The sequence below is a fragment of the Nocardia sp. NPDC047648 genome (assembly GCF_040642815.1).
In the GTDB taxonomy this organism is placed as follows: Bacteria; Actinomycetota; Actinomycetes; order Mycobacteriales; family Mycobacteriaceae; genus Nocardia; species Nocardia gamkensis.
On sequence record NZ_JBEYSX010000019.1, the window covers coordinates 90,510 to 111,878 of the forward strand.

At 71.3% G+C, this 21,369-nt stretch carries 15 protein-coding genes; 7 read left to right on the top strand and 8 right to left on the bottom strand.

Features of this window, described 5'->3' with window-relative positions; all coding sequences use genetic code 11:
* Positions 1-22 precede the first annotated feature (22 nt).
* Together ABZ803_RS30865 and ABZ803_RS30870 are read left to right on the top strand one after the other, a co-directional pair.
* The gene (locus ABZ803_RS30865) at positions 23-2,551 is read left to right on the top strand and encodes an FtsX-like permease family protein (RefSeq protein WP_357044718.1); all 2,529 of its coding nucleotides are present in this window, start codon (positions 23-25) and stop codon (positions 2,549-2,551) included.
* Positions 2,552-3,035: 484 nt separating this feature from the next.
* Positions 3,036-3,857, top strand: coding sequence for a phosphatase PAP2 family protein (locus tag ABZ803_RS30870; RefSeq protein WP_357044720.1), 822 nt, complete (start codon positions 3,036-3,038; stop codon positions 3,855-3,857).
* 256 nt (positions 3,858-4,113) lie between these two features.
* Here ABZ803_RS30870 and ABZ803_RS30875 read toward each other — a convergent pair whose 3' ends face one another.
* The 4 genes from ABZ803_RS30875 to ABZ803_RS30890 form a co-directional block, all read right to left on the bottom strand.
* Positions 4,114-5,271 carry a VWA domain-containing protein gene (locus ABZ803_RS30875; RefSeq protein ID WP_357044722.1) on the bottom strand — a complete coding sequence of 386 codons (1,158 nt, stop codon included), beginning with the start codon at positions 5,269-5,271 and terminating at the stop codon, positions 4,114-4,116.
* Positions 5,272-5,407: 136 nt separating this feature from the next.
* Entirely contained in the window at positions 5,408-7,816 is a 2,409-nt protein-coding gene (locus ABZ803_RS30880; RefSeq protein ID WP_357044724.1) for a DUF5682 family protein, read from the bottom strand.
* Positions 7,813-8,913, bottom strand: a complete 1,101-nt coding sequence (locus ABZ803_RS30885; protein ID WP_357044726.1) for an AAA family ATPase — start codon at positions 8,911-8,913, stop codon at positions 7,813-7,815. Before ABZ803_RS30885 ends, ABZ803_RS30880 begins: the two co-directional genes overlap by 4 nt.
* Positions 8,910-11,786: an SWIM zinc finger family protein gene (locus tag ABZ803_RS30890; RefSeq protein ID WP_357044728.1), complete on the bottom strand. Its 2,877-nt coding sequence runs from the start codon at positions 11,784-11,786 to the stop codon at positions 8,910-8,912. Before ABZ803_RS30890 ends, ABZ803_RS30885 begins: the two co-directional genes overlap by 4 nt.
* 433 nt (positions 11,787-12,219) lie before the next feature.
* Here ABZ803_RS30890 and ABZ803_RS30895 point away from each other — a divergent pair, with 433 nt between their 5' ends.
* The 4 genes from ABZ803_RS30895 (at position 12,220) to ABZ803_RS30910 (ending at position 15,960) form a co-directional block, all read left to right on the top strand.
* Positions 12,220-14,664, top strand: a complete 2,445-nt coding sequence (locus ABZ803_RS30895) for an AAA family ATPase (RefSeq protein ID WP_357044730.1) — start codon at positions 12,220-12,222, stop codon at positions 14,662-14,664.
* A gap of 7 nt (positions 14,665-14,671) precedes the next feature.
* Positions 14,672-15,160, top strand: coding sequence for a hypothetical protein (locus ABZ803_RS30900; RefSeq protein ID WP_357044732.1), 489 nt, complete (start codon positions 14,672-14,674; stop codon positions 15,158-15,160).
* A gap of 116 nt (positions 15,161-15,276) precedes the next feature.
* Complete coding sequence (locus ABZ803_RS30905) at positions 15,277-15,666, top strand: YchJ family metal-binding protein (protein ID WP_357044734.1); 390 nt, start codon at positions 15,277-15,279, stop codon at positions 15,664-15,666.
* Between the two features lie 18 nt (positions 15,667-15,684).
* Entirely contained in the window at positions 15,685-15,960 is a 276-nt protein-coding gene (locus tag ABZ803_RS30910; protein WP_357044736.1) for a SelT/SelW/SelH family protein, read from the top strand.
* Between the two features lie 16 nt (positions 15,961-15,976).
* On the opposite strand, the gene ABZ803_RS30915 is transcribed toward ABZ803_RS30910, so the two are convergent.
* The gene (locus ABZ803_RS30915) at positions 15,977-16,204 is read right to left on the bottom strand and encodes a zinc ribbon domain-containing protein (protein WP_084499109.1); all 228 of its coding nucleotides are present in this window, start codon (positions 16,202-16,204) and stop codon (positions 15,977-15,979) included.
* Positions 16,205-16,515: 311 nt separating this feature from the next.
* Here ABZ803_RS30915 and ABZ803_RS30920 point away from each other — a divergent pair, with 311 nt between their 5' ends.
* Positions 16,516-18,111 (top strand): carboxylesterase/lipase family protein, encoded by a 1,596-nt coding sequence (locus ABZ803_RS30920; protein WP_357044738.1) that lies wholly within the window; start codon positions 16,516-16,518, stop codon positions 18,109-18,111.
* A 198-nt stretch (positions 18,112-18,309) separates the two neighbouring features.
* On the opposite strand, the gene ABZ803_RS30925 is transcribed toward ABZ803_RS30920, so the two are convergent.
* From ABZ803_RS30925 to rfbD, 3 genes are all read right to left on the bottom strand, one after another.
* Positions 18,310-19,389 (bottom strand): NDP-sugar synthase, encoded by a 1,080-nt coding sequence (locus ABZ803_RS30925; protein WP_040869274.1) that lies wholly within the window; start codon positions 19,387-19,389, stop codon positions 18,310-18,312.
* Positions 19,390-19,433: 44 nt separating this feature from the next.
* Complete coding sequence (locus ABZ803_RS30930; RefSeq protein WP_357044741.1) at positions 19,434-20,330, bottom strand: glycosyltransferase family 2 protein; 897 nt, start codon at positions 20,328-20,330, stop codon at positions 19,434-19,436.
* An 80-nt stretch (positions 20,331-20,410) separates the two neighbouring features.
* A complete protein-coding gene (rfbD, locus tag ABZ803_RS30935) occupies positions 20,411-21,280 on the bottom strand; it encodes a dTDP-4-dehydrorhamnose reductase (protein WP_357044743.1) in 870 nt (289 codons plus the stop codon).
* Between the last annotated feature and the right edge of the window lie 89 nt (positions 21,281-21,369).

The window sequence follows — 21,369 nt, forward strand, 5'->3', positions numbered from 1 at the left end:
GGGAGAATCGGGGGCGGGCGTGATGGCCGGTAGTCCGATGCGCAAAGTCGCGCTGCGCAATCTCGCCGCGCACAAGGTGCGTCTCGCGCTGACCCTGTTGTCGGTGGTGCTCGGCACCGCGTTCATCGCGGGTTCGTTCGTGTTCACCGATACGTTGCAGAGCACCTTCGACGGGATCTTCGCCAACGAGGCGAAGGGCGTCGACGTCCGGGTGAGCCCGAAGGAGCGCCAAGCGCAGGGCGTTCCGAACAACGTGGTGGACGAGCTGGTGAAGTACCCCGGCGTCCGCACGGTCGCGCCCAGCGTGAACGGACCGGTGGTGCTGCTCGATCCGACGGGCAAGAAGGCGGTGCAGACGGGCGGTGCTCCTACGTTCGGCAAGTCGTACCTGCCGCCGGAGAAGGCCGTCGCGGAGCCGGAGAAGTTTTTGCAGGGCGTCCCGCCCGCTCGCCCCGGCGAGGTCGCGCTCAACACCGGCGGCGCCGAGCGGGCCGGGCTGAAGATCGGTGATCGGACCAAGATCCTCATCCCATCCCAGCCCGATCCCATCGAGGTAACGCTCACCGGTGTCTACGAAGTCCCGTCCGATACCGGCGGTTTCATCGGGGTGCTGTTCGACGACACGCAGGCGCGCAAGCTGTTCACCGACGGACTGCACGTCGCCTACGTCGACCTCGCGGCCACCGGCATCCCCGGGGACGAACTGCGCGACAATCTCGCGAAAGAGCTGACCGGCTACAAGGTGCAGAACGGCGAGCAGGTGCGTGCGGATCTGAAGAAGGAAATCTCCAACGCGCTGAACTTCATCAACTACTTCCTGCTCGCCTTCGGCGCGATCGCGCTGATCGTGGGCACGTTCATCATCTACAACACGTTCTCCATGATCGTCGCGCAGCGACTGCGGGAGCTGGCGCTGCTGCGCGCCGTCGGCGCGAGCAGGCAGCAGGTCGGCACGTCGGTGGTGGCGGAGGCGTTCGTCATCGGATTGATCGGCAGTGCGATCGGTCTGGCCGGCGGCGTCGGGCTGGCGTTCGGATTGTCGGCGGTGCTCAACGCTTTCGACCTCGGGTTGCCGACCGGATCGATGGCGGTGCGGCCGCGCACCATCGCGGTGGGGCTGCTGGTCGGTCTCGCCGTGACGATGGTGAGCGCCTACGCCCCCGCCCGCCGGGCATCGCGGATTCCGCCGGTGCAGGCCATGCGCGAAGAGTTCGCGTCGGCGGGGGAGTCGCTGCGCCTGCGCACGATCTGCGGCGCGGTGCTCGCCGTGCTCGGCGCCGGGTTCGTCGTGCTCGGTGCGCAGCGCACCGGTGGCACGGCGGCCGCCACGGTCGGTGTCGGCGCGCTCGGGCTGATCTTCGCCGTGCTGCTCGCCGCGCCCGCGCTGTCGCGTCCGCTGGTCGGCGGGCTCGGAGCGCTGGTGCGTCCGTTCGGGCCGATCGGCCGCATGGCGCGCAACAACGCGGCGCGCAATCCTCGCCGCACCGCCGCCACGGCGTTCGCGCTCACCCTGGGACTGATGCTCGTCTCGGCGATCGGCATGCTGGGCGCCTCGGCGAAGGCCAGCGTCGGCGTGCTGGTCGACAAGGGCGTGCGAGCCGACTACGTGCTGGCGGGACCGCAATTGCTCGGCGTGCCGTTCGGCGCGGCCGACGCCGTGCGCACCGAGGTGCCGGGCGTGGAGCAAGCGGTGGGGATGCGGGGCGCGGGCTTCAAGCTCGGCGGCGAGCAGGTGTTCGCCACCTCGCCGGACGGTCCGCTGGCCGGCGTGCTGAACTACGAGATCGTGCGCGGCAGTGACACTCTGGGCGCGAGGGACGTCCTGGTGTCGGAGGACGAGGCCGGTGACCGGGGATGGAAGGTCGGCGACCAGGTGACCCCGACCAGTGTCGACGGCAAGAAGGTACCGCTCACCGTGACCGGGGTGTACAAGAAGAACCCGCTGCTCGGTCCGATGGTGGTGTCGCAGACGGTCTACGACGAGGTCGTCCCGCTCAACTTCCGGACCAACTTCCTGGTGCTGATCAAGGCGCAGCCGGGCGCGAACCTCACCCAGATGCGTGCCGACCTGGAGAAGGCCACCGAGCAGTTCGTGGTGGTACAGGTGCAGGACCGCGAGGAGTTCAAAGGCGCGCAGGGCAAGCAGATCAACACCCTGCTGGCCATCCTGTACGGCCTGCTCGCCTTGGCGGTGGTGATCGCGATCCTCGGCATCGTCAACACGCTCGCGCTGTCGGTGGTGGAGCGGCGCAGGGAGATCGGCATGCTGCGCGCGGTCGGTATGCAGCGCGCCCAGGTGCGCCGGACGATCTACCTGGAGTCCATGCTGATCGCGGTGTTCGGCGCGATCGTCGGCATGCTGCTCGGCCTCGGGCTCGGCGTCGGTTTCCTGCGCACGCTGCGTGAGTTCGGCCTCGACCAGATCGCCGTACCGTGGAGTCAGCTGGTGCTGGTTCTGATCAGTTCGGCGGTCGTCGGGGTGCTGGCCGCCCTCTGGCCGGGGGTGCGGGCCGCGCGCACGCCGCCGCTGGCGGCCATCGCCGACCTCTGAAAGCCCGTGCGGCGCACGTCCACCGTGCGCCGCACGCGGCGGTTGCCGACCCGGAACAGGCGGGTTCGCACCTCGCAACGCATTCGGGTGAACCACGGCGACTCGGGTGCGTTCGCCGGCGTTGCGCCGAAACGGGGGAACAAGGCGGTGGCGTTCGCGCGGCGGGTCGCCGACGCGGGGGGCGGTTCACCGCCGAGTTGTCGCATCCGCGCGAAGCCGTCCACGCCCTCCCGGATCGCTCGGTGACTCGGTCGTCGGCGAAGCGGGCGATGAACATCGCGTTGTCGTACCGATGCCCTCCGAGCGGGCGGCACGAATCGCGAGTTCACTTGTGTCGCAAGCGAACTCGTTCCTCGGCGTGCCGGTGTCTGTCCCGTCACATCTTGCTGAAGTTGTCGGTTTCCTAGTGTTAGTTTAAACGGAGGTTACCACTCCACTTAATTCTTGGTAAACGGCCTGATTCAACGGGGAAGGAGGCCGCGCGATGGTCGCTGTGGACTTCGGCGCCGGACTGGAGTTCGCGCCGGGCGGAGTCGTCGAACGGGTGCGGGCGGCTGTTCGCGGTCGCGGCGGCGAGGCGGTCGGGCAGCTCGTCCTCATCACGGTGCTCTACCTCGGCTATCGCGCGGGACGGCTGATCACCGCCGACGACACCGGGCGCGCCATGGTCAACGCGCACGGCCTGCTCGGCTTCGAAAGACGGCTCGGCCTGCCGGACGAGCGCACGATTCAGGCGCTGTTCCTGGACCGCGAGTTCCTCGCCGTTCCGGCCAACTTCTACTACGCCACTGCGCATTTCACCGTAGCCGTCGGGGTCCTGCTGTGGCTGTGGGTGTTTCGCCCGGGACACTATCGCTGGACCAGGAACCTCATGGTGGCGCTGACCGGCGCCGCGCTCGTGGTGCACATACTGGTCCCGCTCGCGCCGCCGCGCATGCTGCCCGATCAGGGCTTCATCGATCTGGCCGCGCGGTACGGCCAATCCGTCTACGGCGACGCCGATTCCGGCGGACTGTCCAATCAGTTCGCGGCCATGCCTTCGCTGCACGTCGGCTGGGCGCTGCTGCTCGGGGTGGCGGTGGTCGCCGCGACTCGCACGTCGTGGCGCTGGCTCGCGCTGGCCCATCCGGTGCTGACCACGATCGTGGTGGTGGGCACCGCCAACCACTACTGGCTGGACACCATGATCGCTGTCGCGTTGCTGGCGGTGTCCGCGGCCCTGCATCCCTTCGTGGTTCCCGCGGCGGCCACCGCTTGGGGTGTGATGGGTCCTGTCTCGAAGGAACCCGTTTCGAACCGCTCGTAGTGGTTGCGCACACGCCCGGCGGCGCTGCCCGGAAAAGCTCGCTGCGGCGCGTACGATCGCAGGGCTGTCCTGTTCGCCCTGCCCGGACAAGGAGTTGCCATGGAGCCGATGACGATCCCGAATCTGCTGTCCTGGCTTGCGATCCAGGTGTTCTCTCTGCTGGGGGGATTCCCCGGGGGTTACCCGGGCTGACGCGTTCCGGCCGCGGCTCGCGCGCCCTCCGTTTCCCTGACCGTCGTCGCGGTGTGGGGCCGATTCAGTGGTGGGCGGCGTTGGCGTGCGCCCAGGACTGGACGTCGCCGCGATCGAGAGCCAGCGCCAGTAGCTCCGGGAATTTGTCGGGCGTGCACGCGAACGCCGGGACGCCCAACGCGGCGAGCGCCGCGGCATTGTCGTGATCGAACGCGGGCGCGCCGTCGTCGGACAGCGCGAGCAGCACGACGACCTGCACGCCGGACTCCTGCATCGAGCGGACGCGGCGCAGCATCTCGTCGCGGATGCCCCCCTCGTAGAGGTCGGAGATCAGGACGAACAATGTCTCGGCCGGGCGGGTTACCAGGGACTGACAGTAGGCCAGAGCCCGGTTGATGTCGGTGCCGCCGCCCAGTTGCGTGCCGAACAGCACCTCCACCGGGTCGTCGAGTTTGTCGGTCAGATCGACGATCTCGGTGTCGAAGACCACCATCGAGGTGCGCAGCGACCGCATCGAGGCGAGCACCGCGCCGAACACCGACGCGTACACGACGCTGGCGGCCATCGAACCGGACTGATCGATGGCCAGCACCACATCGCGCCGCACCGCCTGGGCCTTGCGGCCGTAACCGACCAGGCGTTCGGGGACCACGGTGCGGTGCTCGGGCAGGTAGGTGGCGAGGTTCTTGCGAATCGTGCGATCCCAGTCGATGTCCCGCAATCTCGGCCGGGTGACGCGGGCAGCGCGGTTCAGCGCACCGGAGACCGCGGCGACGGTCTGGGCCGCGACGCGCTGCTCGATCTCGCGCACCACTTTCTCCACCACCATGCGCGCGGTCGCCTTGGTGGTCTCGGGCATCACCCGGTTCAGGCTCAGCAGGGTGCCGACCAGGTGCACGTCCGGCTCCACCGCCTCGAGCAGTTCCGGCTCCAGCAGCAACTGGGTGAGGTCGAGCCGTTCCACGGAGTCGCGCTGCATCACCTCGACGACGGAGGCGGGGAAGTAGCTGCGAATGTCGCCGAGCCAGCGGGCCACCCGCGGGGCCGAGCCCTGCAAACCGCCGGTGCGCTTGCCGGGCGAGGTCTCGTCATCGGTGTTGTACAGCGCTGACAGCGCCCGATCCATGGCCGCGTCCGTGCCGGAGCCCAGCCCGCCCAGTCCTTCCTCCGCGGCCGCGCCGAGCACCAACCGCCATCGCCGAGACTGTGCTTCGCCGGTCATGCCCTGTCCTCCCCGATCTGAGTGAGCACCCCGCGGCCGTCTCGCCGCGCTACCTGATCACTTATGCTCTGTCCTTCCCGCCAGGGCCGGAGGTAGTCGGTGGTTGGGCTGCGCCGCCCCCTCCGGTCCTGACCTCTCATACCGTCACCCCCAAGATCTCCGCCGCGGTGCGCACCGCGGCTGTTGCCCGGTCGACGTCGACGCCCGCGACGGCCGACGCGGCGGCGCCGGATCCGCCGTCGCGGACCGCCTGCCCGATCGCGCGGCGCTCACCCGATTCGAACGCGCCGAAGGTGCGGCGCAGCAGCGGCAGGGTTTCGACGAAGGTGTCGTCGCCGAGGCCGCGCAGCCAGTCGTCGATGAGCCGCAACAGTTCCCGGTCGTGCACCAGCAACAGGCCGCGACCGCCGAGAAACCCGTCGATCCACGCCGCCTTGGCCGCGGCGGTGGCGCCCACCGACAGCGCGGCGGAGAGTCTGCGCGCGGCTTCGGCGTCGTCGATGCGGCCGGCGTCGGCGAGCAAACGGACGGCACGCCCCACCAGCGCGCCGTGCACGTCGTCGCGGTCGGCGACGCGGCGCAGCGCGGCCAGCCACTCGCCGCTGGCCCAGTCGTCGTCCCTGGTGTGGATGGCGGTGTGCGCCGCGTCGAGGAGACCGCGCAACTCGGTGGCGGCGTCGGTGTCCAATCCGGTCACCGCCGCCGACAGGCCCGCGCAGATACGCACCAGCAGCCCGTCGGCGACATGGGCCAGCGCCTTGGTGTCGGTGCCGCGCACGTCGCCGTAACGCAGTGTCCGGATCAGGCCGGGCAGCGCGGCCAGCAGGTGGGTGACGTCATGGTCGAGCGCCGCGGTGGATTCCAGCCGGGCGATCAACCCGTCCGTGGCGCCGCCCAGATCGGCCAGCAGCGCGACTTCCAGCGCGGCGGTCAGTTCGCCGACCGAGCGGTCGGCGCGGCTCGCGGTGTCGAGGATCTTCGACTCCGCCGCGCCGCGGATGGTGGTGCCCCAGCGGGAGGCCTCGATGATCGAGATCGCGTACTCGGGGAGCCATTGCAGCGTCCAGGTCTCCCGGAAGGTGCCGGTGCTGCGGACCTCGCTGGTGGTGAGCGTGCCCCACTCGATGTCCAGGACCCGCAGCCGGTGCAACAGACGCGACCGCTCGACCTCGCGTTCCTTGCGCAGATCCAGGTCGACGGTGCGGATCGAGGGCTCCTGCTTCATCCGCAGCGACCGGATGGTGGCGCGCAGGTCTGCGTCCAGCGGCACGGTCGGCGTCTGCTCCGGAACGGCGCCGAGCGCCTCGCCGACGACGAGTTCACCGATCACCAACCGCAGCATCGTCTCGTCTCCGCCGCACAGCACCGACCGCGTGGCCTCGGTGACCTCCGACAGACCGGCGAGCGGGCGGGCGCGCAACGCGGCCAGGGCGTCGGCGAGCCGGACGGCTTCGATGACGTGCGCGCTGGAGACGGGCAGATCGTGGGCGCGCAGCACACCGGCCACCTTGGTCAGCCAGCGCGCGATCGGCCGCTCGGTCGCGGTGAACAGATGGTGGTACCAGCCGGGGGAGGTGACCCCCGCGCCGTAGCCGGAGGACGTGGACAGCCGCGAATGCGTCCACGGCACCCAGGTGAGCCGGGCTTTGGTCTTCGGCAGACCTTTGAGCAACCGGGCGTCCGGCGCGGCGGGACCGAGCGCGCCGGTGAGCGCGGGCGCGTGCCACGCACCGCACACCACCGCAAGCCGCCTCGCTCCATCCTTGAGCGCCTTGCGCATCGTCTGGCGCATATAGGCCTCGCGCCGCAGCGTGTGGGCGTCGACCACGAGTGGCTCGGACGGTGTTTCGCGCGCCGGCGCTTCGGCAACCGCTTCCGCGACCGAATCGGGCTCCGGCCCCGAATCGTTCGCGAGCTCCCCGGTGAGTTCGACCGTCGGCGGGGTGTGGACGGTTTCGACGTCCTCGCGGTTCGACGGGTTCTCGTCCGCGTCCGGTGGACCGGTTTCCGGCAGCATGTCGCCCTGGCCACCCGTGCGCTCGACGGATTCGCGCAGCGCGCCCATCGCCTCGGTGATCGCCTCGAACGCGTCGGCGTCCGGGACGGTCTCGACGACGGCGTCCCACCAGCGTTCGGCATCGTCGTAGCCGCCCGCCTCGGCGAGCGCGGCCAGCGGATCGAACCGGTCGCCGGGCTCGTCCTCCGTCGCGAGCGTGACGGTGGCGGGCAGATCGCAGAACCGCACGGGCACGTCGTTGTCCACCGCGTAGCGCAGCGCCTGCCATTCGGGGGAGAACACCGCGTAGGGCCAGAACGCGGCCTTGGCGGGTGCGTCGGGGACGTAGGCCAGCAGCGCGACCGGCGGGGACATCCCTTCGGCGGCGACGAGGCCCACCAGCGGATCGGCGTCCGCGGGGCCCTCGATGAGAATCATGTCGGGCCGGAAGGCCGCCAAGGCCAGCCGCAGCGAGCGCGCCGACCCCGGACCATGGTGGCGGATGCCGAAAACCCTGGTCGTCGTGGCGGTTTCGGTGCCGGAGGTCACCCGCTGACCTCACGGCAGGCGCGGTAGAAATCCGCCCAGTCGGGGCGCTCGCGGACCACGGCCTCCAAGTACTCGGTCCACACCACCGCATCGGCCACCGGATCCTTGATCACCGAGCCGAGCACCGCGCCCGCGATGTCGGAGGCGCGCAGCACGCCGTCGCCGAAGTGTGCCGAGAGCGCGATCCCGTTGGTGATCACCGAGATCGCCTCGGCCGTGGACAGCGTTCCGGACGGCGACTTGAGCTTGGTCCGGCCGTCGGCGGTGCTGCCGGAGCGCAACTCGCGGAAGACCCGCACCACCCGCCGCACCTCTTCGGCCGCCGCGGGCACGGTGGGCAGTTCCAGTGCGGCGCCGAGCTGCTCGACCCGCCTGCTGACGATGGCGACCTCCTCGTCCTCGCTCGCGGGCAGCGGCAGCACCACCGTGTTGAACCGGCGGCGCAGCGCGGAGGACAACTCGTTCACCCCGCGGTCGCGGTCGTTGGCGGTGGCGATGACGTTGAAACCCTTGGCGGCCTGCACCTCCATGCCGAGTTCGGGTACCGGCAGGGTCTTCTCGGACAGGATGGTGATCAGCGCGTCCTGCACGTCCGACGGGATGCGGGTGAGTTCCTCGAGCCGGGCGATGGAGCCCGCCCGCATGGCCGTGAGCACCGGCGACGGCACCAGCGCCGCCTCGCTCGGCCCCTCCGCGAGCAGCCGCGCGTAGTTCCAGCCGTAGCGAATGGCCTCCTCGGCCGTGCCCGAGGTGCCCTGCACCAGCAGCGTCGACGCACCGCTGATGGCGGCGGAGAGATGTTCCGACACCCAGGTCTTGGCGGTGCCCGGCACACCGAGCAGCAACAGCGCACGGTCGGTGGCCAGCGTCGCGACCGCCACTTCCATGAGCCTGCGCGGGCCGACGTACTTGGGGGTGATCACCGTGCCGTCGGCGAGGGAGCCGCCGAGCAGGTAGGTGACCACCGCCCAGGGCGACAGTCGCCAGGACGGCGGGCGGGGCCGGTCGTCGGCGGCGGCGAGGGCGCGCAGCTCGTCGGCGTATGCCTGTTCGGCGTGGGGGCGCAGCAGATCCGGCGCCGGGTCGGTGGTGGTCACTGCAGCTCCTCGAGCATCATCGAGCGGTGGTTGAGGTCATGGGCGAGCTGGTCGAAGGCCCGCTCCCAGGCGGGATCGTCGCATCGGCGGGCCACCGCGGTCAGTGTGCCCGCGGCGGCGACGGGAAGGTGCACCGCGGCCGCGGCGAGCAGCGACCGGTGCGCGTTCGGTGCGGCGCCGTGCGTCTCGGGACGCCGCGCCGCCGCCCGCGCCCGCTCGAACAGCAGCAGGACCACGTGCTGGGCCAGCGCTTCCGGCCACGGATGGCCCATCGCGGGCAGCAGCGCCTCGATCTCCGAGAGCCACGAGCCGTCCAGCCGCGTCAGGTGCGCCGTCCGATCCGGCAGCGGCAGCAGCGCGAACAGCTCTCGCCTGCGCAGCATCGCCAGGTCCGTGGGCACACCCGCGTCGAACAGCGCTCGCGCCCAGGCCGAATCGCGTTGCGCCAGCGCGGCATCCACCCAGCCGTCGAAGACCGGCTGCCGGAACCGGTCGTCGATCGTGGCGCGCACCGCCTGCTGCGGCGTGCCGAGCACACCGGCCCAGTGCGCGAGCGGGGTGGCGGCGACCACCTGCCGGAGCCGGGCCGCGGAAACGTCGGGCGCGCCATTCCAGCGGTAGGCGAATTCGGTCGTGCGGTCGGTGATCCCATCGCGCTGTGCGGCGGCGTCGAGCGTATCCGGCAGTGTGAGCAGCACATTCGTGTGCAGCATCCGGTGCTCGGCGCGGATCCACGCGTTCGCCCGCTCGCGCATCCGCTGGGTGAACGCCGATTCCGGCAGCAGGGCGAGCAGTCCGGCGGCGGTGCGGCGCACGTCCGCGCGCCGGTCGTCCAGTGCCGCTTCCAACAGGGGCTCGTCGTCCGGGCCGAGCCGGTCGGCGAGTACAGCCAGCAGTTCGGCCTTCAGCGGGCCGGTTTCCTTCGGCCACGCCGCGGTCAGTGCCGCCCTGGCCGCGCCCGCGTCGTCGCGCCGGAGTTCGGCGAGCCAGTCGCGGCGCTCGGGCGGCCTGCCGAACAGCCAGGTGTCAGCGGAGCGCTCGGACGCGGTGGACGGCTGCCGGACCAGGTCGCGCCAGTCCGGATGCCTGGCCGCCAGCCAGCTGCCGCGGGCGCCCGCGAGCCGGAGCAGCGGCTCGCGCAAGGTGGCGTTGATCTTCGCGTGCTCGAGCAGTTGCGCGCAGAGCGCGTCCGGCGCCCGGTAATCGTGCGGCCGCGCCGCGTCGAACCATTCGGGAAGAAATGCCGAGCGCTCCCGCAGCATGCGGGACAGGCGTGCCGCCGCGGCGCGCGGCAACGGAGGGCGCGGATCGTCCGCGGCGGGCTCGGGTGCGGCCGCGGTGGCCGGTTCGAGGCCGCCACGGAGGAAAAGGTCTTGCAGCGCGGCTGTTTCGAGGAGCCGCACCGCGGGATCGCTCGGCAATCGATTCGCCGCGCGCGCGATCGACGGCGCGAGCGCGGCGAGATCCGGCGCTCGGCGTGCGGTGCCCAGCAGCGCGACGGACGTGAGGTCCGCCCCGCTGGTCGACCCGGCGGGCGAGTGGGACGCTTCGGATCCGAAGACCTCGGTGCGCACCAGGTCGACGACCGCACCGGCGGTGAACACCGAGATCGGCTCCAGCCCGTCGGCGCTCCACTCGCCGATCACGGTCACCGGATGACCACCGGAGACGGCCAGCAGTGTCCACGGTTGCTCGCCCGGCCGGATCGGCAGCGCCGTGCCGTCGGATTCGGTGACGTACCAGCCTTGTTCGGTGCGGGTGGGCACCACGTCGGCCAGCAGCATCGGCCAGGAACGCAACCACGGATCGGCGCCCAGCGCCGACGCGTGCGCGGTCAGCGCGGCGGCGATCGTAGCGGGACTGTCGGCGGCGGGCAGTGTGGTGAAAGGTTCGGCGGCGCTGTGCCGTTCCCCCCACAGTGCACGCAGCGGCGCGGCGCCCGGATAGAAATGCAGCTGCGCGTCGGCCATCCGACCGAGCGCGGGAACGTCGGCAGGGAAGCCGGGAGACCCGAAGGAATGGTCGACCACCAGCGCCCAGCGTCTGCTTTCCCTCCCGTACAGCCAGGTCCGCCGGGTGTAGAGGCGCTCGTCCTCGGTGATCCGCGATCCGAACACCATCCATCGGTCGCGGGCCGGAGGTTCGGCGCGCACCGCCTCGGCCGGGCTGGGATAGCCGACGTGGGTTCGGATGCTCGCGCGCAGCGCGGGAGCCACCGAGTCGAGCTGCCGGTGCGCGGCGATCAGCAGGTGCATCCGCGCGTACTCGCGCAGCACGACATCGGGCCAGTCGGTTCTGGTGGCGATGGCGACCGGGAGCCTGCGCAGGGCGGAGGCGAGGCCGGGGGCCTGCGCGTCGACCATTCTGGCAGCCACGGCCTCGAAGGCGCGATACGAGCGATCGGCCTGCGCGAGCCCGGTGCGTACCTGATCACCGAGCCAGACGTCGAGTTCCTCCAAGCCTGCCGTCACCCGCACCCGCCGCTGTTCGGCGGTGGCCGGGTTCGCGGTGCGCGGCCGGTCCGCGGTCGCGGAGGCCCGCGCCGCACGGCCGCCGATCCAGGACGCCGCGTAGTCGGCGGTCTCGGGAACGACGGCGACCTCGCCCGCGGCCCAGCGCAGCAGCAGCGACAGCGCGTGTTTGCAGGGGAACTTGCGGCTCGGGCAGGAGCACCGATATGCCGGGCCGGACAGGTCGACGATCGTCTGATACGGCGTGGCGCCGCTGCCCTGGCACTGCCCCCACAGCGCCGTGCCGTGCTGCCCGCACTCGCGCCAGCGGCTCACCAGCTTGCGGGCCGCCGACAATGAATTCGCGTCCGGCGCCAGCGCCGTGACCTGGTCTTCGGTCCACGGCGCCGTCTGCGTCGTCATCGGGAGGCTCCAGCTCGGTGGTGGCTCATCGCCTTCCTTCGTTGCTCGGTTGACCGGATTTCTACCGCAGCGCACCGACAAGTGCCGCCACCGGTGCCCGGCCGGGCACGGAACGGCTTGTCCCGGCGCCGTATTCGCCACCCGAACGAATCTTGCGCCGATCGTGGCGCTCTGGCATTCTGTCCTGTTCGGCTCGACCGAGCCACCCGGAACGGGTGTTGACACCATCGAGCTGCCCGCCGGGGTTGGCGAGGGGTGGACATCGAGACGCGGCGCAGGCGTTTCGATGACCATATCCATCCCCGCGGGCAGATTCGCCTGGGTGCGGTGGGCGATCCCGATGCCATCGGGTAGCGTTTCGCACAGCTTCGACAGGCGCCGCGCACGGGGTCGGAGGACGTGTGGCGGCTCGATGGTGGAGGGGATTTTTCGCATGCGCCTGGATCCCGACGCTGTCCAGGCCACCGGCTCCGTGGACGCGCCGCCCCGGCTCTCGGAGGTGGTCACCCGGCGCCTCGCCGAGGATCCGGCGGTCACTCCCTCGGTCACGCGGACCGTGCTGCGCGCCCTGGGCGCCGCCGAATCGGACGAGGCGGCAACGGCGTTCGATCACTCCGGGATATTCCTGAGCGCCATCCGGGTGTGCGGATTCCGCGGCATAGGTCCCGAGACGACGCTACAGCTGCCGCCGGGGCCGGGTCTCACCCTCGTGGTAGGCCGTAACGGCAGCGGCAAATCCAGTTTCGCCGAGGCCGCCGAATTGGCGCTGACCGGCGGGAACCGCCGGTGGGACGGGCGATCGGCGGCCTGGCGGGAAGGCTGGCGCAACCTGCACGACGGTACGGCCGCCCGGATCGAGCTGGAGATGCTCACCGCCGGTGACGCGCCCCGGCTCACCATCACCAAGGAATGGGCGGCCGACGCCGACCTGCCGGACGCACACTGGACCCAGCGGTATCCGCCCGCGGCTCCCACGGATTTCGACATGGACCGGTGGACGGCCCAACTCGAGCTCTACCGTCCCTTCCTGTCCTACAGCGAACTCGGCGCGCTGGTGGACGGGAAACCGAGTGATCTGTTCGACGCGCTGCACCAGTTGCTGGGCCTGGACGAACTCACCCTGGCGCAGGAACGGATCCGGATGCGCCGCCTGGAACTGGAACGCGCCGTACGGGATTCGCGTCAGGAACGGCTGGAACTGCTGGAACTGCTCGCGTCGGTGGCCGACGACCGTGCGGTCCGGGTGGCAGGCTTGCTGCGGCCCGCCCAGCCCGATCTCGCCGCGGTGGGCCGCGAAGTGCTGGGCGTGGTGGACGATCCGGCCGGCCCGGACGGCTTGCGCGCGATCGTGCGGCTCGCGCTGCCCGACGACGCCGAAGTCGACGCGGTGGCCACCCGGCTGGAAGCGTGTGGCGCGGCCCTCGCCGAGGGTACGACCGCAGACGCAGAATCCGATCTGCGCCTGCTCGAACTGCTGCGCAAAGCCCGCGAGCACCAAGCGGCGAGCGGAGCATGTCCGTGCCCGGTGTGCGGCCGCGGCGCATTGGACGAGACGTGGGTGCGCGAGACCGACGCCGCCATCGAGCGACTCGCCGCCCGGGTGGACGCGCTCACCACCGCCCGCATCGAACTCGGCGACGCCGTGCGCGCCGCGCGGGCGCTTCCCGACCTCGTGCCCGCCGAATTGGAATTCGACCCGCGCAACCCGCCGTCGGTCGACACCACGGCGGTGCGCGAGGCCTGGGCGGAGTGGGCCGCGCTGACTGCCACCGACTACACCCCGGACCTGCCCGGCAGGCTGCGCAGCGCGCACGCGCGGCTGGTCGACGAGCTCGACCTGCTGCAGAAGGGCACCCGCAAGGAACTCGACCGCCTGGACGAGGTGTGGACGCCGCTGGTGCCGCGGATCGTGGCCTGGCTGGAGGGCGCGCGCGAGGTGGCCGCGCACGCGGCGGAACTGCGCACGGTGAAGAAGGCCGAGGACTGGCTGAAGTCGGCCACCGCGGGCCTGCGCGGCGAGCGCATGACGCCGCTGGAGACGACGGCCCGATGGGTGTGGCGCACGCTGCGGCAGCAGAGCAACGTGGAACTGGGCGCGATCCGATTGCAGGGCAACGCGGGCACCGCGCGCCGCGTGCTGCTCGACGTCACCGTGGACGAGGTGGACGGCGCAGCTCTCGGCGTGATGAGCCAGGGCGAGTTGCACGCGCTCGGTCTCTCGCTGTTCCTGCCGCGAGCCACGGTGGAGCAGAGCCCGTTCCGCTTCGTCATGATCGACGACCCGGTGCAGGCGATGGACCCGGCCAAGGTGGACGGCTTGGCCCAGGTGCTCGCCACGGTGGCCTGGACTCGGCAGGTGGTGGTCTTCACCCATGACGAGCGCCTCGCCGAGGCGGTGCGGCGGATGCAGCTGGACGCGACCGTGCTGGAGGTGCAGCGGCGCGACCGCTCGGTGGTCGAGGTGCGGGTGTCCAGCGATCCGATCCGCCGCTATCTGGACGACGCCCGCGCCTTGGTGCGCACCCCGCAGCTGCCCGCGGCGATCGCCGACGAACTGGTGGCCACCTGCTGCCGTTCCGCGGTGGAGGCGGCCAGCCTGGCGAGGGCGCGGCACACGCTGCTCGCCGCGGGCATGAATCACCGCGAGGTGGAGCGCCACATCGACGCCGCGCAATCCACCAGGGCGAAGGTGGCGCTGGCGGTCTTCGGGGTCGGCAGCAAGGTCGACGATCTGAACAAGAATCTCATCGCGGCGGAAGGACGGTGGGTGGTGGACGCACTGCGCGACGCCACGGCGGGCGCGCACGTGCCGATCGGGCGCGACATGCGCGAGTTGATCGGCGAGACCGAGAGATTCGTCGCCTGGCTGGCCCGGTGAGGCGCCGATGAGCGGGCGGCGTCGGCCGGTCGGCGCACGTCGCGGCCCCGCCGGCGGCGGCAGCGCGCCTCGGCCCGGGCGGGGTGGGCGGAACGACGGAGCGCACCGGCCGCGCGGGAATCGGCCGTCGGTCGCCGAGCGGCTGGAGACGGTCGATCTGCTGCTCGCCGGATCGGTGACCGACGCGGGCGGGCTGTGGTCCCGGGCGACGGCCTGGATTCTGCGGATCGCCTTGGAGCAAGCCGTGGACGAATTGTGGCTGCGGCTGGCGCCACCGCTGGTCCGCTGTCCGATGCGGGCGCAGCTGATCGCGCTGCGCGCCTTCGCGGGCCCGGACGAGGCGGCGCGCGTGGCCGTGCTCTGGGCGGCGCTGTCGCGCGCCGCGCATCATCACGACTACGAGCTCGCGCCCAGCGTCACCGATCTGCGGCGCTGGCGGGAACAGACCGTCGCCCTGGCGGCGGATCTGGCGGCGGTGCAGGCGCGCCGGGATTGACCCGGCGATCATGCCTGTCGGCAAGATCGGCCGGAACCGGCACGATGGAACGGATCAGGACGAGCGGTTGCGAACGTGACCATGAACGGCGCTGCTCGAACCGGAAAGGACGTGGCGTGAGCGGAGCACGGCGCTGCCCCTGTGGGCGTGGCGAGGCCTTCGACGACTGTTGTGGTCCGGTGCTTCGCGGCGAGCGTCCCGCTGCCACCGCCGAAGCGTTGATGCGCTCGCGCTACACCGCGTTCGCGGTGGGCGATGTGGCCTACCTGCTGCGTTCCTGGCATCCGCGGACGCGACCGGCCGATCTGACCCTCGACCCAGCCCAGCGCTGGCTGTTCCTCGAAATCACTCGGACCGACCGCGGTGGCCTGTTCGACGACACCGGAACAGTGGAGTTCGTCGCGCACTACCGGGACGCGGGCGGTCGCGGCGCGCTGCACGAGACCAGCCGATTCGCCCGATCCGATGGCGCCTGGGTGTACCTGGACGGCACGCACGCCGACTGACCGGTAGCGTCGGCGGGCATGGCACGCGTCGCGATCGAGTACTGCATCCAATGCCGCTGGCTGCTGCGGGCAGGCTGGATGGCGCAGGAATTGCTCAGCACGTTCGCCACCGACCTGGACGAAGTCGCGCTCCGGCCGGGTTCGGGCGGGATCTTCCGGATCACCGTCGACGGCGAGCAGATCTGGGAGCGCAAGACCGACGGCGGCTTTCCCGACATCGCGGTGCTGAAGCAGCGGGTGCGCGACCGGGTGGCACCCGAGCGCGACCTCGGTCACGCCGACCGGCGCGACTGAAACCGCCGCCGGGAAGTCAGCCGCAGCAGCCGCCCCCGCAGCAGCCGCCACCCGCGGGCGGCGCCGCCGGACTCGGCGCGGGCGCGGACCCGCCGCCCCGGGAGACGGTGGCGAAGGTGGTCAGCAGTTTGACCGTGTCGTCGTGGCCGATCGGGCAGGTCGCAGGCGCCGACGCCTCGGCCATCGGGCGGGAGACCTCGAACGTGTCGCCGCAGCTGCGGCACCGGTAGCTGTAACTCGGCATCCGCTCAGTTTAAGCGCCGCGGCGCTCTGCGTTCGGCTCGGACCGCGCCGAAACGTTCGCGGCAGTTCGGCACATCCGAACGTCGGTCGAACGACGCCGCGATCATGGCGAGAAGCGAGCGGGAGCACCGTTGCGGCTACCGAGGGCGGCGGCGAGTGATGGCCCCCGCAGTGACCGATTCGACATCGCGGCTCCGGACAGGTGCCTGAACAGCGGATGAATCGCAGGCGACGCGGCCATGTCTCGGCAACCCAACGTGGACTACCTGATCTTCGACGTACTCTCGAAAAAGAAGTATGAGGAGGTCGGCGATGCGTGCTCAATTCTCCGAGGCGGTGCCCGGTCCCGACGGTTCCGCCGAGCCCATCGCGCGAACGGTGCACGGCGACGTACGCGGCGTGCGCGAGGGTGCGGTGTCCGTCTGGCGCAGCATCCCGTATGCCGCGGCCCCCGCCGGCCCGGCCCGGTTCGCGCGCCCCCAGCCCCCGCAGCCGTGGGACGGAGTGCGCGACTGCACCGCGTTCGGGCAGATCGCGCCCCAGACGATGGGCACCATGGTCCCCATCGATTCGGGCCTGACCATGGGCGAGGACTGCCTGTGGCTCAATGTCTGGTCACCGCGGCCCGAGACCGGCGATCCCGCCCGGGGCGCGGAAACCGAACCGCGCCCGGTCATGGTCTGGCTGCACGGCGGAGCGTACTGCCTCGGCACCGCGGCGCAGCAGATCTACGACGGGCGCAAGCTGGCCGCGACCGGCGACGTCGTGGTCGTGAGCGTCAACTACCGGCTCGGCGCGCTCGGCTTCCTCGACCTGTCCTCGCTCGGCGACGACTTCGCGCCGAACCTCGGCCTGCACGATCAGATCGCCGCACTTCAGTGGGTGCGCGAGAACATCGCCGCGTTCGGCGGCGATCCCGGCAATGTCACGCTTTTCGGCGAGTCCTCCGGCGCGGGTTGCGTCACCGCGCTGCTCACCGCACCGCGCGCGGCCGGGCTGTTCCACCGGGCGATCGCGCAGAGCCCGCCCGCCACCACGGTGTTCGGGCCCGAACGCGCCGCGACGGTGGCGCAGCGCTTCCTGGAGCTGATCGAACTGCCCGCGAGCAGGGCCGGGGAACTGCTGGAATGCCCGATCGACCGGATCGTGGCGGCGGCGGGCGTCCTGCTCGACGAGATACCGCTGAAGGAGCCGGGCAGGCTGGCGGCGGCACCCGTGGTCGACGGCGATCTGCTGCCGACCTACCCGATCGACCGGTTCCAGGGCGGGCGATCGCACCGGGTGCCGTTGATCATCGGCACCAACAAGGACGAGGCTTCGCTGTTCCGGCTGCTGCGCTCGCCGATCATGCCGGTGACGCCGGATGCGGTGAACGCGATGCTGCGTGACGTCGCCGCGGGCCACCCGGAGATGTCCGCGGAGCGGATCGCCGAGATCACCTCGGCCTACCCGGACCTGAACAAGGCGCGCGGCGCGCTGGCGATGTCCACCGACGCGGCGTTCCGGATGCCCGCGCACTGGGTGGCCGACGGTCACGCCGAGCACTCGCCCACCTGGATGTACCGCTTCGACTACGCCACCCCGATGTTGCGGGCGGCCCGGGTCGGCGCGGGTCACGCCACCGAATTGCCGTATGTCTTCGGCAATTTCGGCACGATCAACCGCGACCCCACCTTCTGGCTGGGCGGCCGCAAAGCGGCCACGGAGGTCTCCGGGCGCATGATGCGCCGCTGGCTGGCCTTCGTCACCCACGGCGTCCCCGCAGCGCTCGACGGCTCCAAACACTGGCCGCCCTACCGCCTCGCGGACCGCGCCACCCTGCTCATCGACAGCGTCGATCGCGTGGTCGAGGATCCCGACCGCGACCTGCACACCGCCTGGGGGCAACAGGCCGTCGGCTTCTCCTGACCGGCCGCTGCTCGCACCGTCGCGTGCGTGGATGTCAGGACGGCGTGCGCGGCCCGGCCAAGCGAAGTCCGCTGCGGGTCGTCCTGGCAGCTCCTGCCCGAGCCGCGCGTCAGGTCGACCGCCGCCTCCCCGGCGCCGCACGTCCGCGGCCCGAACTCGCCCGATGGTCACCCCTCGGCGCGGCGAGCGGAACGCGCCTCAGACGTCGGTGGAGAAGCGGATGCCGCCGTCGGGAATCACCACACCGGGCCAGACGCGGGCTCCGCGCAGCAGTTCGCAGCGGGCGCCGATGTGCGCGCCGTCCCCGATGACGCCGTCGCGGACGAGCGCCCGCGGGCCGATGCGCGCCCCGAACCCGATGATGGTGCGCTCGACCGTGGCGCCCGCCTCGATCACCGCGCCGTCGAAGACCACCGCGCCGTCCAGGCGCGCGCCCGCGCCGATCTCGGCGCCGCGGCCGACGACCGTCCCGCCGATGAGCACCGCACCCGGCGCGACGCCCGCGCCGGGATGGACCAGCGATTCACCGCGCTGACCGGGCAGGGCGGGGGAGGGCGCGATGCCGCGGACCAGGTCGGCGGAGCCGCGCACGAAGTCCTCGGGAGTGCCCATGTCGCGCCAGTAGGAAGCGTCGACGTACCCCTGGAGGCGGGCGCCCTCGGTCAGCAGCGCGGGGAACACCTCGCGCTCCACCGACACCGGGCGCCCGGCCGGGATCTTCTCGATGTACTCGCGGCGGAAGACGTAGCATCCGGCGTTGATCTGATCGGTCGGCGGATCCTGGGTCTTCTCCAGGAACGCGGTGACCCGGCCGTCCTCGTCGGTGGGCACGCAGCCGAATGCGCGCGGGTCGCTGACCCGGACCAGGTGCAGCGTCACGTCGGCGCGGGTCGACTCGTGGGTGTCGAGCACCGCGCCGAGATCGGTGCCGCCCAGCACGTCGCCGTTGAACACCATCACGTTGTCCGCGCGCAGCTTGGGCAGCACGTTGCGGATGGCGCCGCCGGTGCCGAGCGGCTCGGTCTCGGTGACGTACTCGATCTCCAAGCCGAGCTCGGAGCCGTCGCCGAAGTGCTCCTCGAACACCTCGGCCTTGAACGACGTGCCGAGCACCACATGGGTGATCCCGGCCTCCGCGATGCGGGCGAGCAGATGGGTCAGGAAAGGCAGCCCGGCCGTCGGCAGCATCGGCTTGGGCGCCGAAAGGGTCAGCGGACGCAACCGCGTTCCCTGCCCGCCGACCAGGATCACCGCGTCGGTGCCTGTATTTCCTGCCATCAAGCTCCCCTGTTCACAAGGTCGTTTCTCGCCTGCGCCGCCGGCTACCCGGCGTCGCGCGCCTGCTGACGCAGGGCAGATCGAACCGCAATCCGCGAGCGGATCGCAAGTCCGGCCCGCAACGCCAGCCGCAGCGGAGCCTGCCACCAGTGCGGATGCCGGTCGGCCTGGAACCGGTAGGCGCTGGCGTGATGGGCGGGCAGCATGACCTCGGGATGGCGGCCCGCCGCGTGGCCCTTGGCGTGGGTCACCTCGGCGTCCGGCACGAACACGTTGTGCCACCCGGCCTTGCCCATCCGGTCGCCGAAGTCGACGTCCTCCATGTACATGAAGTAGCGCGAGTCGAAGCCGTCGATCGAGTCGAACGCCGCGCGCCGTACCAGCAGGCACGAGCCCGACAGCCAGCCGACGGCCCGCTCGGAGATCTCCTCGTTCTCCTGCCGGTACCGGCGGGTCCAGGGGTTGGACTTCCACACCGTGCCCAGGATCGCGTGCCCGGCTCCGTCGAGCAGGCCGGGCACCCGGCGGGCCGACGGGTACACGCTGCCGTCCGGCTCGAGCACCAGCGGCCCGAGCGCACCCGCGCGCGGCCAGCGCTTGGCGGCGGAGAGCAGCTTGTCGATGGAATCGGTGCCCCAGCGGATGTCCGGGTTGGCGATCACGATGAACTCGATGTCCGGATCGATCTCCGCGACCGCCCGGTTGATCGCGCCGCCGTAGCCGATGTTGCCGCCGGTGCGTAGGAGCCGCACGTGCGAATTCGCCTCGGCGGCCAGCTCCGGCACACCGTCCACCGACCCGTTGTCGGCGAGGATCACCTGCGGTTTCTCCGCGGTGGCCCCGGCAAGGGTGCTGATGAAGTGCTCGAGGTGCTCACCCGGCGAGTAGGTCACCGTGACGACGGCCAGGCCCGCGGGCGCCGCGGAATCGGAATCACTCACGACAGGCAACTCTAGTGGGCGCAGCCGGACTCCGTTCGCCGATGGCCCGCCCTTGGCCGCGGCGAAGGCGAAGGTATGCGCTAGCCGGACCGTCGTGCCAGCGCGTCCCCCAGCGCGGTCCGCCAATCCCGCAGCGGGCGCAGCCCGGCATCGTTCCAGGCCCGCGGCGACAACACCGAATACGCCGGGCGCCGTGCGGGTCTGGGAAAAGCGGATGAGTCGCACGGGCGGACCCGCCCCGGATCGGCACCGATACCCGCGAATACCGCGCGGGCGAGTTCGAATCGACTGGCCCGCCCCGCATTGGTGGCGTGCACCACCCGGGGGGCGTCCGGCCGGCCCGCCAGTTCCAGCAGCGCGGCGGCCAGATCGGCGGCGTAGGTGGGCGAGCCGACCTCGTCGTCGACCACGTCGACGGTCTCGCGTTCTCGCTCCAGCCGCAGCATGGTGGCGACGAAATCGCCACCGCGCCCGGTGTATACCCACGCGGTGCGCACCACGTGCGCGTCCGGGCAACGGCTGAGCACCGCTTGTTCACCCGCGAGCTTGGACGCTCCGTACACCGACGTCGGCCCCGTCACATCCGCAGTGTCGTACGGCCGATCCTGGGTACCTGGAAAGACGTAATCGGTGGACAGATGGATCAGCCGGGCACCGAGGTCGGCGCAGACCTCGGCGAGCACGGCCGGTCCGGTGGCGTTGCCCGCGTACGCCGCTTCGGCTTCGGTTTCGGCCCGGTCCACGGCGGTGTAGGCGGCGCAGTTCAGCACCACGTCGCCGGGCGCGAGTACCGCGCGCACGGCGACGGGGTCGGTGATGTCGAGTTCGGCGCGCCCGTAGCCGCTGGCGGCCGGAGCCAGACGCAGCAGTTCCCGGCCCACCTGTCCGTGCGCCCCCGTGACGACAAGGCGGACGGAGACGGTGGACTCGGGCGCGGTGGGGTCGGTCACGGGCGCAAGTCTGGCACGCCGCCGATTGCGCGGTTACGGCCGTTCGCGATAACCGTTCGATAGCCTTGAGCTATCGGGGATCCCGAAAT

Excerpts from the sequence above, each read along its gene's own strand:
- ABZ803_RS30875 (WP_357044722.1), bottom strand. The coding sequence starts at position 5,271 with ATGACCGGCGAAGCACAGTCTCGGCGATGGCGGTTGGTGCTCGGCGCG.
- ABZ803_RS30865 (WP_357044718.1), top strand. The coding sequence starts at position 23 with ATGGCCGGTAGTCCGATGCGCAAAGTCGCGCTGCGCAATCTCGCCGCG.
- ABZ803_RS30925 (WP_040869274.1), bottom strand. The coding sequence starts at position 19,389 with ATGGCAGGAAATACAGGCACCGACGCGGTGATCCTGGTCGGCGGGCAG.
- ABZ803_RS30890 (WP_357044728.1), bottom strand. The coding sequence starts at position 11,786 with ATGACGACGCAGACGGCGCCGTGGACCGAAGACCAGGTCACGGCGCTG.
- ABZ803_RS30920 (WP_357044738.1), top strand. The coding sequence starts at position 16,516 with ATGCGTGCTCAATTCTCCGAGGCGGTGCCCGGTCCCGACGGTTCCGCC.
- ABZ803_RS30900 (WP_357044732.1), top strand. The coding sequence starts at position 14,672 with ATGAGCGGGCGGCGTCGGCCGGTCGGCGCACGTCGCGGCCCCGCCGGC.
- ABZ803_RS30915 (WP_084499109.1), bottom strand. The coding sequence starts at position 16,204 with ATGCCGAGTTACAGCTACCGGTGCCGCAGCTGCGGCGACACGTTCGAG.
- ABZ803_RS30910 (WP_357044736.1), top strand. The coding sequence starts at position 15,685 with ATGGCACGCGTCGCGATCGAGTACTGCATCCAATGCCGCTGGCTGCTG.
- ABZ803_RS30870 (WP_357044720.1), top strand. The coding sequence starts at position 3,036 with ATGGTCGCTGTGGACTTCGGCGCCGGACTGGAGTTCGCGCCGGGCGGA.
- ABZ803_RS30895 (WP_357044730.1), top strand. The coding sequence starts at position 12,220 with ATGCGCCTGGATCCCGACGCTGTCCAGGCCACCGGCTCCGTGGACGCG.